This window comes from Citrobacter sp. TBCP-5362 (assembly GCF_005406305.1).
Lineage (GTDB): Bacteria > Pseudomonadota > Gammaproteobacteria > Enterobacterales > Enterobacteriaceae > Citrobacter_B > Citrobacter_B koseri.
The window spans coordinates 619643-634974 of record NZ_CP040234.1 but is presented as its reverse complement, the minus strand read 5'-3'; the positions used below and the strand labels follow the sequence as shown (position 1 = coordinate 634974).

Here is a 15332-nt window from a genome sequence, read left to right as displayed (position 1 = left end):
CCCCTTTTCCGCCGCCCGGTTTTCCTGATAGCCGGGCGCATTCCGCTTTTCGCCGCTTTTCTTCTCACAGCTTATTTTCGTGATCCAGTTAAAGTAAATCATTTTACCTACTACATTTTAGTAAATATTTTACTAAAATCATTTCCCATAACGCACACTTACCATCGCCTTGAAGGGTTCCGACTTCGCTCCACAGGGAGGCATTATGAATCGCTGGGAAAACATTCAGCTGACCCACGAAAACAGACTGGCGCCACGCGCCTACTTTTTTTCTTATGACTCAATAGCCCAGGCTCGCACATTCGCCCGCGAAACCAGCAGCTATTTTTTGCCGCTAAGCGGTCAGTGGAACTTTCAGTTCTTCGACCACCCGCTTCAGGTGCCGGAAGCCTTTACCTCAGAGTATATGCGAGACTGGGGAACAATTACCGTTCCAGGGATGTGGCAAATGGAAGGCCACGGCAAGCTGCAATATACCGACGAGGGCTTCCCGTTCCCAATCGATGTGCCGTACGTCCCCAGCGATAACCCCACCGGCGCTTATCAACGCATTTTCACGCTGAGCGAAGGCTGGCAAGGAAAGCAAACGCTGATTAAATTCGACGGCGTCGAAACGTATTTCGAAGTTTATGTGAACGGCCATTATGTGGGATTCAGCAAAGGCAGCCGCCTGACGGCAGAGTTCGACATCAGCGCAGTCACGAAGACGGGCGACAACCTGTTATGCGTTCGTGTGATGCAGTGGGCAGATTCCACCTATGTTGAAGACCAGGATATGTGGTGGTCGGCGGGCATCTTCCGCGACGTTTATCTGGTTGGTAAACACACCGTCCACATTCAGGACTTCACCGTTCGCACCGATTTTGACGACGATTATCGCAATGCCACCCTCTCCTGCCAGCTGGTTCTGGAAAACCTGACCGCCGACCCGGCAATCGCTTCTCTGGAGTATGCGCTGTTTGACGGTGAGGATGTTGTACATGCAGGCGCCATCAACGCACTGACCATTGACCAGCGCATCAGCACCGACTTTGCCGTTAGTGTTCACGCTCCGCACCAGTGGTCCTCTGAGTCGCCGTATCTCTACCACCTGGTGATGACCCTGAAAGACGCTAACGGCAATACTCTTGAAGTGGTGCCGCAACGCGTGGGCTTTCGCGATATTCAGGTTCGCGACGGGCTGTTTTACATCAACAACCGCTACGTGATGCTGCACGGCGTCAACCGCCACGATAACGATCATCTTAAAGGTCGGGCTGTCGGCATGGATCGCGTTGAAAAAGATCTGCGGTTAATGAAACAACACAACATCAACTCGGTACGAACCGCGCACTACCCTAACGATCCACGTTTCTACGAGCTCTGCGATATCTACGGCCTGTTTGTGATGGCGGAAACTGACGTCGAGTCACACGGATTCGCTAACATCGGCGATATCAGCCGCATCACCGACGACCCGGCGTGGGAAACGGTCTACGTCGAGCGCATCGTGCGCCATATCCATGCGCAGAAAAACCACCCTTCTATCATCATCTGGTCGCTGGGCAACGAATCCGGGTACGGCTGTAATATTCGCGCGATGTACCACGCCGCCAAAGCGCTGGATGACACGCGCCTGATTCACTACGAAGAAGACCGCGACGCCGAAGTGGTGGATATCATCTCCACCATGTATACCCGCGTGCCGCTGATGAACGAGTTTGGTGAGTATCCGCATCCGAAGCCGCGCATCATCTGCGAATACGCCCACGCGATGGGCAACGGCCCCGGCGGACTAACCGAATATCAGAATGTCTTTTACCAGCACGACTGCATTCAGGGGCACTATGTCTGGGAATGGTGCGATCACGGTATCCAGGCGAAAGACGACGATGGCAACGTGTGGTACAAATTTGGCGGCGATTACGGCGACTACCCGAATAACTACAACTTCTGCCTTGATGGTCTGATTTACCCTGACCAGACGCCGGGCCCGGGTCTGAAGGAGTACAAGCAGGTCATTGCACCTGTAAAAATCCACGCGCAGGATCTGGAACGTGGCGAACTGAAAGTAGAAAACAAACTGTGGTTCACCTCCCTTGACGACTATACCCTGCATATTGACGTTCGTGCCGAAGGGGAGACGCTCTCCACGCAGCAGATCAAACTGCGCGACGTCGCGCCGAATAGCGAGGCGTTACTGCACTGCACGTTGCCAGCGCTGGATGGGCGAGAAACGTTTCTTAACGTCACCGTGACCAAAGACTCCCCCACACTCTACAGCGACGCAGGGCATCATATCGCCGCCTGTCAGTTCCCGCTGAAGGCCAGAACGGCGCCTCCTGTACCGTTTAGCCAGCCAAACGCGCGCGCGTTGACGCTGGAAGACGATCGTCTGAGCTGCACCGTGCGCGGCTACAACTTCCATCTGACGTTCTCAAAACTGAACGGGAAGCCAACCGCCTGGAACGTTAATGGTGAAGCGCTGCTGACCCGCGCGCCAAAAATCAATTTCTTTAAGCCGACAATTGATAATCACAAGCAGGAGTTCGAGGGACTCTGGCAACCAAACCATCTGCACATCATGCAGGAGCATCTGCGGACGTTTACCGTCGAGCAAACGGAAGATGCGGTACTGATTACCAACCACACCCTTATTGCTCCGCCGGTATTTGATTTCGGCATGCGCTGTACGTATCGCTGGCGCATTGCGATGGATGGTCAGGTAAACGTCGCGCTTTCCGGCGAACCCTACGGCGAATATCCGCACATTATTCCGTGTATTGGCTTCACGATGGGAATTAATGGCGCCTTCGATCAGGTTGCCTGGTATGGTCGCGGCCCGGGAGAAAACTATGCCGACAGTCAGCAGGCCAACATCATCGACATCTGGCGCTCCACCGTGGATGACATGTTTGAGAATTACCCGTTCCCGCAGAACAACGGTAATCGCCAGCATGTACGCTGGGCGACGCTAACCAACCGCCACGGCAACGGCCTGCTGGTGGTGCCGCAACACCCCATCAACTTCAGCGCCTGGCATTACACGCCAGAAAACCTCTTTGCCGCGCAGCACTGCAATGAATTGCAGCGCTGCGACGACATCACCCTGAATCTGGATCATCAGTTGCTTGGGCTGGGTTCCAACTCCTGGGGAAGCGAAGTGCTCGATTCCTGGCGCGTCTGGTTCCGGTCATTCCGTTATGGCTTTACGTTGCTGCCGGTGTCCGGCGGCGAAGCGACCGCCCAGGCTATTGCCGGCCATGCCTTCGGCACGGACTTCTTTTCCACAAATTTGCATAGCGAGAATGAAAAATGAGGCTCCTCGATAACTTAGAACAGTTCCGGCAGGTCTACGCCTCTGGTCGCAAATGGCAGCGCTGCATTGAAGCGATTGAAAATATCGACAACATTCAGCCCGGCGTCGCTCACTCCATCGGGGATTCTCTGACGTATCGCGTGGAAACCGACTCTGCCGCTGATGCGCTGTTTACCGGGCATCGCCGTTACGTTGAAGTGCATTACTACCTGCAAGGGCGACAAAAAATTGAATATGCTGCCAAAGATACGTTGCAGGTCGTTGAATATTATCGCGATGAAACCGATCGCGAATATCTGAAAGGTTGCGGAAACACCGTAGAGGTTCACGAAGGACAGATGGTGATTTGCGACAACCATGAAGCCTACCGTTTTATCTGTAATCACGCTGTAAAAAAAGTCGTACTCAAAGTGACCATTGAAGATGGTTATTTTCATAACAAATAAAAATAACGGGCGGCACCTGTGATGTGCCGCTGACTACCCTACAAAAATCAGGAATCGGAGATGTGTTATGTCTGATACCAAACGTAATACAATCGGCAAGTTCGGCTTACTCTCGCTTACCTTTGCCGCCGTTTACAGTTTTAATAACGTCATCAATAATAATATTGAGCTGGGGCTGGCATCGGCGCCGATGTTTTTCCTGGCAACGATTTTCTACTTTATCCCCTTCTGTTTAATTATTGCAGAATTCGTTTCATTAAATAAAAACTCTGAAGCTGGCGTTTATGCTTGGGTAAAAAGCTCCCTCGGCGGACGCTGGGCATTTATTACCGCCTACACCTATTGGTTCGTTAACTTGTTCTTTTTCACCTCGCTGCTCCCGCGCGTAATTGCCTATGCCTCTTATGCGTTCCTGGGCTACGAATATATTCTGACGCCGATCGCAACAACCGTATTGAGTATGGTGCTGTTCGCCTTCTCAACCTGGGTTTCCACCAACGGGGCGAAAATGCTGGGGCCAATCACCTCCGTCACCTCCACGCTGATGCTCCTGTTGACGCTTTCCTATATTTTACTGGCCGGTACGGCGCTGGTGGGCGGCGTTCAGCCTGCCGATCCGATCACCGTGGAGGCGATGATCCCAAACTTTAACTGGGCATTCCTCGGTATTACGACCTGGATCTTTATGGCCGCAGGCGGCGCGGAATCCGTTGCGGTGTATGTTAACGACGTAAAAGGCGGATCAAAATCATTTGTAAAAGTGATCATCCTGGCCGGGATTTTCATCGGCGTGCTTTATTCCATTTCGTCGGTACTGATCAACGTATTCGTGAGCAGTAAAGAGCTGAAATTTACCGGCGGTTCAGTACAGGTCTTCCACGGTCTGGCAGCCTGGTTTGGTCTGCCCGAACTGTTGATAAACCGCTTTGTCGGTCTGGTTTCTTTTACTGCGATGTTCGGCTCTCTGCTGATGTGGACTGCAACGCCGGTTAAAATTTTCTTCTCCGAAATTCCCGCAGGGATTTTTGGCAAAAAAACCGTCGAACTGAATGAAAACGGCGTCCCCGCCCGCGCCGCCTGGATTCAGTTCCTGATTGTCATTCCGTTGATGATTATCCCGATGCTCGGCTCGAATACCGTTCAGGAATTAATGAACACCATCATTAATATGACCGCAGCGGCCTCCATGCTGCCTCCGCTGTTTATTATGCTGGCCTACCTGAATCTGCGGGCAAAACTGGAGCACTTACCGCGAGACTTCCGTATGGGATCGCAAAGAACCGGTATTATCGTCGTGTCGATGTTAATTGTTATATTTACCATCGGATTTATTGCCTCCACTTTCCCAACCGGCGGCAATATTATGACCATTGTTTTCTATAACGTGGGCGGTATTGTTATTTTCCTCGGATTCGCCTGGTGGAAATACAGCCGATACATTAAAGGACTCACAAAAGAAGAACAGGATATTGAAGCCGCACCCGCATCAAACATTAATTAACAGATTGATTTTATAACTATAAGAACCATTTTCACATTGGCTATAACAATAAAAAATATTTATTTTGGCTTAGGACAGAAGCATGAAAATGATGAAAAATATTCGCAGGGCAATGATTGCCCTGCCCTTCCTCTGTGTTTTTCCCCTGGCTGCGGAAGACGTTCATCCGGCAGAACATGACGACACAAAAACGCCAGCCGTCACCTCTCCCTCCTTTCGTTTTTACGGCGAGATGGGGCTGGGGGGATATATGGATTTAGAGGGACAGGATAAGCATAAATACAGTGACGGCACCTATATTGAAGGCGGCCTGGAGATGAAATACGGCTCATGGTTTGGCCTGATTTACGGCGAAGGCTGGACGGTGCAGGCCGACCATCAGGGTAACGCCTGGGTTCCCGATCATAGCTGGGGCGGGTTCGAAGGCGGAATCAACCGTTTTTATGGCGGTTATCGTACTGATGACGGCACGGAACTGATGCTGAGCCTGCGTCAGGATTCCTCGCTGGATGACCTGCAATGGTGGGGCGATTTTACGCCGGATCTGGGCTACGTCATCCCCAATACCCGTGACATCATGACCGCGATTAAGGTGCAGAATCTGAGCGGCGCCTTCCGTTATAGCGTCACCGCCACGCCAGCCGGGCATCACGATGAGGGGAAAGCCTGGCTGCATTTCGGCAAATACGATCGCTATGACGATAAATACACCTATCCGGCGATGATCAACGGTTATACCCAGTACGATCTTGTCGAAGGCGTCACCTGGATGAACGGCCTGGAAGTTACCGACGGCACCGGACAACTGTTTCTGACCGGCGTTCTCTCTCCCAATCTGGCCGCCCGCGCCTGGCACCACACTGGTCGCGCCGACGGTCTGGACGTGCCGGGCAGCGAAACCGGCTTTATGGTCAGCGCCATGTACGAAGCGCTAAAAGGCATTTATCTCTCTACGGCCTACAGCTATGCCAGGCACCGGCCAGACCATGCCGCAGACGAAACCACCTCTTTTATGCAGTTTGGCGTCTGGTACGAATACGGCGGCGGACGTTTCGCCACCGCCTTCGATAGCCGGTTCTATATGCAAAACGCATCTGGCGATCCCAGTGACCAGATTTTCCTGATGCAATATTTCTACTGGTAATAAGGACATGAACACCATGAAAATCACGACGGCCCTGACGCCGCTGACCTGCGCTTTGCTGATAAGCCTCTCCGCACATGCCGCCACTGCGGGCGATTATAAAAATGTCATTAACCGCACCGGCGCGCCGGGCTATATGCATGATTACGATTACGATGATCACCAGCGTTTTAATCCGTTTTTCGATCTTGGCGCGTGGCATGGATACCTGCTGCCAGACAGCAAGGCCACGATGGGCGGCTTTCCCGGCGTCGCACTGCTGACGGAAGAGTACATCAACTTTATGGCCACCCATTTTGACCGTCTGTCGGTGTATCAAAACGGCCAACAGGTTGACTTTGCGCTTGAGGCTTACAGCATTCCCGGCGCGCTGATCCAAAAATTATCCTCAAAGGACGTGCAGGTTGAGATGACGCTGCGCTTCGCCAGTTCGCGCACGGCCCTGCTGGAAACGAAAATCACCAGCAAGACGCCGCTGGATCTGGTGTGGGACGGCGAGTTACTGGAAAAACTGGAAGCGAAAGAGGGAAAAGCGATCTCCGATAAAACCATTGATGGAGAATACCCGGACTATCAGCGAAAAATCATCGCCACCCGTGATGGTCTGAAAGTCACCTTCGGCAAAGTGCGTTCCACCTGGGATCTGCTCACTTCCGGCGAATCTGAATATCAGATACATAAGTCCCTGCCGACAGACACAAAGGTCAACGGCCACCGCTTTACCAGCAAGGCGCACATCAACGGTTCCACCACGTTTTATACCACCTGGTCGCATCTGCTCACCGCGCAGGAAGTGGATAACGAGCAGGCGCAGATCCGCGACATTCTGGCTCGCCCGGCTGACTATCTCAGCGCATCACAAAAACGCTGGGAGGGCTATCTGCAAAAAGGCTTAACCAACCCGGACGCCACGCCAGAACAGACGCGGGTTGCGGTTAAAGCCATTGAAACGCTGAACGGCAACTGGCGCTCGCCAGGCGGCGCGATCAAACACCATACCGTGACGCCATCGGTCACTGGCCGCTGGTTTTCCGGTAATCAGACCTGGCCGTGGGACACCTGGAAGCAGGCCTTTGCGATGGCGCATTTCAACCCGGAAATCGCCAAAGAGAATATTCGCGCCGTCTTCTCCTGGCAGATTCAACCCGACGATCCGCTTCGCCCACAGGATGCGGGCTTCGTTCCCGATCTGATCGCCTGGAACCTCAGCCCGGAACGTGGCGGCGATGGCGGCAACTGGAACGAGCGCAACACCAAGCCAAGCCTCGCGGCGTGGTCAGTGATGGAGGTCTACAACGTCACCAAAGACAAAGTCTGGCTTGAAGAGATGTACCCGAAACTGGTGGCATACCATGACTGGTGGCTGCGTAACCGCGATCACAACGGCAATGGCGTCCCGGAATATGGCGCAACCCGCGATAAAGCCCACAATACCGACACCGGCGAAATGCTGTTTACGGTAAAACAGGGCGACAAGGAAGAGACGTTATCCGGGCTGAGAAACTATGCCCGCATCATCAGCGAAGACCAGTACGACAGCCTGGAAATTCCGGCGCAGGTCGCCGCCTCCTGGGAATCCGGGCGTGATGACGCCGCAGTATTCGGTTTTATTGATAAAGCGCAGCTGGATAAATATGTCGCAAACGGCGGCAAACGCAGCGACTGGACGGTGAAATTTGCGGAAAACCGTCGCCAGGACGGCACGCTGCTGGGCTATTCGCTGCGACAGGAGTCGGTCGATCAGGCGAGCTATATGTACAGCGACAACCACTATCTGGCGGAAATGGCGGCTCTCCTCAATAAGCCGAACGAGGCGCAGCACTATCGCCAGTTGGCGCAGAAGCTCGCGGATTACATCAACACCTGCATGTTCGATCCGACAACACACTTCTTCTATGATCTGCGGATTGAAGAAAAGCCGCTGGCAAACGGCTGTGCGGGGAAACCGATCGTTGAGCGTGGCAAGGGGCCGGAAGGCTGGTCGCCGTTGTTTAACGGCGCTGCGACACAGGCTCACGCCGATGCGGTTGTGAAGGTGATGCTTGACCCGAAAGAGTTCAATACTTTCGTACCACTCGGCACCGCTGCGTTGACCAATCCGGCGTTCGGCGCGGATATTTACTGGCGCGGACGCGTGTGGGTGGATCAGTTCTGGTTCGGATTAAAAGGCATGGCGCGTTACGGCTATCGTGATGATGCGCTGAAGCTGGCGGATACTTTCTTCAGGCATGCAAAAGGGCTGACCGCCGACGGGCCGATTCAGGAAAACTACAACCCGTTGACCGGCGCACAGCAGGGCGCGCCGAACTTCTCCTGGAGCGCCGCGCACCTGTATATGCTGTATAACGACTTCTTCAGGAAACTGTAATCCGAAATGCGATGCCGGATGGCGCTACGCTTATCCGGCCTACAGGAATCCGATCCGTAGGCCGGATAAGATGCGCCAGCATCGCCATCCGGCAATGTTCACACAACCCGTACACCTGTAGGCCGGATAAGACGCGCCAGCGTCGCCATCCGGCAATGTTCACACAACCCGCACACCTGTAGGCCGGATAAGACGCGCCAGCGTCGCCATCCGGCAAATTCGTTCTCTGGCCCCGCTCCTTTTTTGAATCCCATCACAATCATCACATTCCCCTTTTCCCTTTTACGCCGCGACGGCTAAATTATTAACTCATCCGACCACATAACAATAATTTTACATACTGGACACACTTATGAGCTATCCGTCGCTTTTCGCCCCGCTCGATCTGGGCTTTACCCGGCTTAAAAACCGTGTGCTAATGGGTTCGATGCATACCGGGCTGGAGGAATACCCCGATGGCGCCGAACGGCTGGCGGCTTTCTACGCCGAACGTGCGCGGCATGGCGTCGCGCTGATCGTCACCGGGGGGATTGCCCCCGCACTGTCCGGGGTGGGAATGGAAGGCGGCGCTACATTAAATGATGCCAGCCAGCTGCCGCACCACCGCGTGATCACGGACGCCGTTCATGAGGAAGGCGGGAAAATTGCGTTACAGATCCTGCATACCGGACGCTATAGCTATCAGCCGCATCTGGTCGCCCCTTCGGCGATCCAGGCGCCCATCAACCGTTTTACGCCGCACGAACTCACGCACGATGAAATCCTGCAACTGATTGACGATTTCGCCCACTGTGCCCAGCTGGCGCGGGAAGCGGGTTACGACGGCGTCGAGGTGATGGGTTCGGAAGGCTATCTGATCAACGAATTTCTTACCGTGCGCACGAACCAGCGCGACGATGAATGGGGCGGCGATTACGCCAGGCGTATGCGTTTCGCGGTGGAAGTGGTACGGGCGGTACGCCAGCGCGTGGGCAGCGATTTTATCATTATCTACCGTCTGTCGATGCTCGACCTGGTGGAAAACGGCGGGACGTTCGACGAAACCGTACAGCTGGCGCAGGCCATTGAAGCGGCTGGCGCGACGATCATCAACACCGGTATTGGCTGGCACGAAGCGCGTATCCCGACGATCGCCACGCCGGTTCCGCGCGGCGCCTTTAGCTGGGTAACGCGCAAACTGAAAGGCCACGTCACCGTTCCGCTGGTCACGACTAACCGGATCAACGATCCGCAAGTAGCGGACGATATTCTGGCACGCGGCGATGCGGATATGGTGTCGATGGCGCGCCCGTTCCTGGCGGATGCCGAGCTGCTGTCGAAAGCGCAATCAGGGCGGGCGGATGAGATCAACACCTGTATCGGCTGCAACCAGGCCTGTCTGGATCAGATCTTCGTGGGTAAAGTCACCTCTTGCCTGGTGAATCCACGCGCCTGTCACGAAACCAAAATGCCGATAGTTCCGGCTGAACATAAGAAAAGCCTGGCCGTCGTCGGCGCAGGCCCGGCGGGTCTCGCATTTGCCATTAACGCGGCAGCGCGCGGGCACGACGTTACGCTGTTTGATGCCCTGGCCGAGATCGGCGGGCAGTTCAACATCGCTAAACAGATCCCCGGCAAAGAAGAATTTTATGAAACGCTGCGCTATTACCGTCGGATGATCGAAGTGACCGGCGTGACGCTGAAGCTCAACCGGTTTGTCACCGCAGACGATCTGCAACCGTTTGATGAAGCGATCCTCGCTTGCGGGATCGAGCCGCGTAAACCGTCGATCGAGGGCATCGATCACCCGAAAGTGCTGACCTATCTTGAGGTGCTGCGCGATAAAACTCCCGTCGGGAAACGTGTCGCGATTATCGGCTGCGGCGGGATTGGTTTTGATACCGCGATGTACCTCAGCCAGCCAGGCGATCCCAGCAGCCAGAGCATTGCCGAGTTCTGCGTGGAATGGGGGATCGACACCAGCCTGCAACAGCCCGGCGGGTTACGCCCGGAAGGGCCGCATCTGTCTCGCAGCCCACGTCAGATTGTGATGCTACAGCGTAAAGCCAGTAAACCCGGTCAGGGGCTGGGGAAAACCACCGGCTGGATCCATCGCGCAACGCTGTTGTCCCGCGGCGTAAAAATGATCCCGGCAGTCAGTTATCAGAAGATCGACGATGACGGATTGCACGTATTGATCAACGGCGAACCGCAGCTTCTGAACGTCGATCATGTCGTGATCTGCGCGGGGCAGGAGCCACGGCGCGAACTGGCGGAGCCGCTGCGCGCGTCAGGGAAAACGGTACACCTGATTGGCGGATGCGACGTGGCGATGGAGCTGGATGCGCGGCGGGCAATTGCGCAGGGAACAAAATTAGCGCTGGCGATTTAAGGGCATTGCCTGATGGCGCTACGCTTATCAGGCCTACGGGGTAGCACGTTGTAGGCCGGATAAGGCGTTAGCCGTCATCCGGCACACGCTATTAGCGGCGGCGACCGGTTTTGACCGCTTTCAACACCACGAATTTGTTATTGGTAGCGATGGTGGTGCAGTTACCGAAAATCTTCTTCAGCTTGTGGAAATAATCCAGGTGACGGTTCGCCACAATGTACAGCTCGCCGTTGATCTTCAGGCAACGGCGCGCATGGTGGAACATTTCCCAGGCAACGTTATCCGTCAGCGCATGTTTCTGATGGAACGGCGGGTTGCACAGCACGGCGTTAAAGCGGAAAGGTTCCACGCCGGACAAAGCGTTGTTAATCATAAACTCGCAGCGATCCAACGCTTCCGGCATGTTGGTTTCCACATTCAAACGGCTGGACGCGACCGCCATCGGCGATTCATCGACAAACACGACGCTCGCCTGAGGGTTCTTCGCCAGCAGCGTCAGGCCAATCACGCCATTACCGCAGCCGAGATCGACGATCTCCCCTTCCAGATTTTCCGGTAAATGCTGCATAAAGAAGCGCGCGCCGATATCCAGGCCGGTACGCGAGAAAACGTTCGCATGATTGTGGATAGTCCAGTCGGTGCCGTCCAGTTTCCAGCTCAGCGTCTGCGGCGCATCCGCCAGTTCAGGCTTACTGAAGGTACAGTTGATCAGGCGCGCCTTTTTCCAGGCCAGCGTCGTGGTCGTGGGGCCGAGCACTTTTTCGAACAGTTCCAGCGTGGAGGTATGAATGTCACGCGCCTTTGCTCCCGCAATAATACGGGTCTGCGGAGTCACGACCTGGCGCAACGCGCGCAATTGTTGCTCCAGCAGCGCCAGCGTTTTCGGCACCTTAATCAACACGACGCCCGGCGCTGGCGGGTACGCGGCGGTGCTGTCGAGAAACTTCACGCTGGATTCGGCGATATCGTTGTGGCGTAAATTTTCGCGCGTCGCCAGCTCGCTTAAATACGAGTCGCCGATGCTGTATGGTGTATGCTCAGCCAGCGCGCAGCTTAATGCGCCAAAGGCATCATTCAGGATCAGCAGCGGGCCGCTGATTTCCGTGTCGTCTAACTGTTGCAGCAGATATTCATCCGCCGCTTCCCACGCCTGAAGCGGGTTAACGTCATCCGTTTCCGGGAAACGTTTCAGTGTCAGTGAACGGAAACCGTTGTCTACGTGGCTCATCGGCCCTCCTGAATGGTAAAATTTCGCTGTTATCCCTGAAAGGGTGCGTGAGTATACTCTTTTTTTAGATTTAATTTGGGGCTTTGATGGGTCAACTTACTTATCTCCACGGCTACCCGGAGAATTTACTGTCTCAGGTACGCACGCTCATTGCTGAACAGCGTCTGGGCGCAGTGCTGGAAAAACGCTATCCGGGAACACATGATTTTGCGACCGATAAAGCGCTCTGGCAGTATACCCAGGATCTGAAAAGCCAGTTTCTGCGTAACGCCCCGCCGATCAACAAAGTGATGTATGACAACAAGATCCATGTGCTGAAAAATGCGCTGGGGCTGCATACCGCCGTTTCGCGCGTACAGGGCGGCAAGCTGAAGGCGAAAGCCGAGATCCGCGTCGCTACCGTGTTTCGCAATGCGCCGGAACCTTTTCTGCGAATGATCGTGGTTCACGAACTGGCGCATCTGAAAGAGAAAGAGCACAACAAAGCGTTTTATCAACTGTGCTGTCATATGGAGCCGCAGTATCACCAGCTTGAGTTTGATACCCGCCTGTGGTTAACGCATCTTTCGTTAAAGCAATCTGAGCAGTAGCGCACTGGCTTTGTCATAAAGGCATGCTAAATTGACGAAAGAATCCCTTTATGGAGCCTGAAGGCGTTTATGATACGTTTCGCTGTTATTGGCACAAACTGGATCACCCGCCAGTTTGTCGATGCCGCCCATGAAACCGGCAAATATAAGTTAACCGCAGTCTATTCCCGTCGCCTCGAACAGGCGCAAACCTTCGCCAATGATTATCCCGTCGAGCATTTATTCACTTCGCTTGAAGCAATGGCGCAAAGCGACGCCATTGATGCGGTGTATATCGCCAGCCCGAACTCGCTGCATTTCCCCCAGACTCAGCTCTTTTTAAGCCACAAAAAGCATGTGATCTGCGAGAAGCCGCTGGCCTCGAATCTGGCCGAAGTCGACGCCGCCATCGCGTGCGCGCGTGAAAATCAGGTCGTCCTGTTCGAAGCCTTTAAAACCGCCAGCCTGCCTAATTTTCAGTTGCTACAGCAGTCGCTGCCGAAAGCAGGAAGAATGCGCAAAGCCCTTATCAACTACTGCCAGTATTCTTCGCGCTACCAGCGCTATCTGGACGGCGAAAACCCCAATACCTTTAATCCGGCCTTCTCGAATGGCTCCATTATGGATATCGGTTTTTACTGTCTGGCGTCAGCGGTTGCGCTCTGGGGAGAACCGCAAAACGTTCAGGCGTCCGCCAGTCTGCTGGAAAGCGGTGTCGATGCGCATGGCGTGGCGGTGCTGGATTACGGCGACTTCAGCGTCACCCTACAGCATTCCAAAGTGAGTGATTCCGTACTGCCCAGCGAAATCCAGGGCGAAGCCGGTTCTCTGGTCATCGAGAAAATTTCGGAATGTCAGAAAGTGTGCTTCATTCCACGCGGCGGAAAAACGCAGGATTTATCCGTTCCTCAGCATATCAATACGATGCTGTATGAGGCGGAACGCTTTGCACACCTGGTCGAGACCAACGAGGTGAACCATCCCGAGCTGACCGTCAGCCGTATCACGGCCAAACTGCTCACGGAGATTCGTCGGCAGACGGGCGTCGTCTTCCCCGCTGATGACGCCACAGCGTAAAACAATGTAAAACAGATGTAACAGGCCATTGACTGATCGTATGGCCTGTCATATTTTGTTACGTGCAAAGGGGAGTAACTTCATTGTCGGTCGATCGTCATTACGATGTGTGAAAAACCACATCCGGTCGCCGGGCAATAAGAAAGTGATGTGCCTTCATGTCTTTGATTGATGACGAAGCCGATTCGCCATCACCCGTGGAGTGAGTACATATCACTTTCTTGTTGTAAGTGAGACCTTGCCGGAAGGCGAGGTCTATGCATATAAAAAGCAGCGGCTGACGTCTTTCGACGTTGGCCGTTTTTTTATGTGTAAGGAAATTCTATGAATACTGTCGGCACACCGTTGTTATGGGGCGGATTCGCTGTCGTTGTGGTGATTATGCTGGCTATCGACCTTCTGTTGCAGGGGCGTCGTGGCGTACATACGATGTCCATGAAGCAGGCGGCGGCCTGGTCTCTGGTCTGGGTGACGCTTTCATTGCTGTTCAACGCCGCCTTCTGGTGGTATCTGGCGGAGACCCAGGGCCGGGCGGTGGCCGATCCGCAGGCGCTGGCGTTTCTCACCGGTTATCTGATCGAAAAATCGCTGGCCGTTGATAACGTCTTTGTCTGGCTGATGCTGTTCAGCTACTTCTCTGTTCCGCCTGCCCTGCAACGCCGGGTTCTGGTGTATGGCGTACTTGGCGCCATTGTTCTGCGTACGATTATGATTTTCGCCGGTAGCTGGCTGATCGCCCAGTTCGACTGGATACTGTACCTGTTCGGCGCTTTCCTGCTGTTTACGGGCGTGAAAATGGCGCTGGTGAAAGAAGACGAATCCGGCATCGGCGACAAACCGCTGGTTCGCTGGCTGCGTAGCCACCTTCGCATGACCGACACCATCGAAAACGAGCATTTCTTTGTGCGTAAGAATGGCTTGCTGTTCGTGACGCCGCTGATGCTGGTCCTGATTCTGGTGGAACTGAGCGATGTGATTTTCGCCGTCGATAGCATTCCGGCCATCTTTGCCGTGACTACCGACCCGTTCATCGTCCTGACCTCCAACCTGTTTGCGATCCTGGGTCTGCGCGCCATGTACTTCCTGCTGGCAGGGGTAGCGGAGCGCTTCTCGATGCTCAAATATGGTCTGGCCGTCATTCTGGTCTTTATCGGTATTAAGATGCTGATCGTCGATTTCTACCACATTCCGATCGCCATCTCGCTGGGCGTGGTGTTCAGTATTCTGGTGATCACGCTGATTGTTAACGCGTGGGTAAATCACCAGAACGATAAAAAGCAGCAGCTACAGTAAGACCCTGCCCGGCAGCGCTATGTCTGCCGGGCTTACA

The 15332-nt window shown here is 54.3% G+C and carries 10 protein-coding genes; 9 read left to right on the top strand and 1 reads right to left on the bottom strand.

Annotated elements, in window-relative coordinates; translation table 11 throughout:
- Positions 1-205 precede the first annotated feature (205 nt).
- From ebgA to FD428_RS03035, 6 genes are all read left to right on the top strand, one after another.
- On the top strand, positions 206-3298 hold the full coding sequence (gene ebgA, locus FD428_RS03060) for a beta-galactosidase subunit alpha (RefSeq protein WP_114848353.1): 3093 nt from the start codon (positions 206-208) through the stop codon (positions 3296-3298).
- Entirely contained in the window at positions 3295-3744 is a 450-nt protein-coding gene (locus tag FD428_RS03055; protein ID WP_049009427.1) for a beta-galactosidase subunit beta, read from the top strand. Before ebgA ends, FD428_RS03055 begins: the two co-directional genes overlap by 4 nt.
- Before the next feature lie 67 nt (positions 3745-3811).
- Positions 3812-5245, top strand: coding sequence for an amino acid permease (locus FD428_RS03050; protein WP_114848354.1), 1434 nt, complete (start codon positions 3812-3814; stop codon positions 5243-5245).
- An 88-nt stretch (positions 5246-5333) separates the two neighbouring features.
- A complete protein-coding gene (gene ygjJ / locus FD428_RS03045) occupies positions 5334-6389 on the top strand; it encodes a protein YgjJ (RefSeq protein WP_371417128.1) in 1056 nt (351 codons plus the stop codon).
- 16 nt (positions 6390-6405) lie between these two features.
- Positions 6406-8757: an alpha-glucosidase gene (gene ygjK, locus FD428_RS03040; RefSeq protein ID WP_114848391.1), complete on the top strand. Its 2352-nt coding sequence runs from the start codon at positions 6406-6408 to the stop codon at positions 8755-8757.
- 352 nt (positions 8758-9109) lie between these two features.
- Positions 9110-11128, top strand: a complete 2019-nt coding sequence (locus FD428_RS03035) for an NADPH-dependent 2,4-dienoyl-CoA reductase (RefSeq protein WP_047461103.1) — start codon at positions 9110-9112, stop codon at positions 11126-11128.
- Between the two features lie 91 nt (positions 11129-11219).
- Here the strand turns inward: FD428_RS03035 and rlmG are convergent, their stop codons facing one another.
- The gene (gene rlmG / locus FD428_RS03030; RefSeq protein ID WP_012135225.1) at positions 11220-12356 is read right to left on the bottom strand and encodes a 23S rRNA (guanine(1835)-N(2))-methyltransferase RlmG; all 1137 of its coding nucleotides are present in this window, start codon (positions 12354-12356) and stop codon (positions 11220-11222) included.
- 86 nt (positions 12357-12442) lie between these two features.
- Between rlmG and FD428_RS03025 the strand changes: the two genes are divergently transcribed.
- From FD428_RS03025 to FD428_RS03015, 3 genes are all read left to right on the top strand, one after another.
- Positions 12443-12946, top strand: coding sequence for a M48 family metallopeptidase (locus FD428_RS03025; protein WP_012135226.1), 504 nt, complete (start codon positions 12443-12445; stop codon positions 12944-12946).
- Between the two features lie 69 nt (positions 12947-13015).
- A complete protein-coding gene (locus FD428_RS03020; RefSeq protein WP_012135227.1) occupies positions 13016-14002 on the top strand; it encodes a Gfo/Idh/MocA family protein in 987 nt (328 codons plus the stop codon).
- Positions 14003-14326: 324 nt separating this feature from the next.
- Positions 14327-15295, top strand: coding sequence for a TerC family protein (locus FD428_RS03015; RefSeq protein ID WP_114848356.1), 969 nt, complete (start codon positions 14327-14329; stop codon positions 15293-15295).
- Positions 15296-15332: the final 37 nt, after the last annotated feature.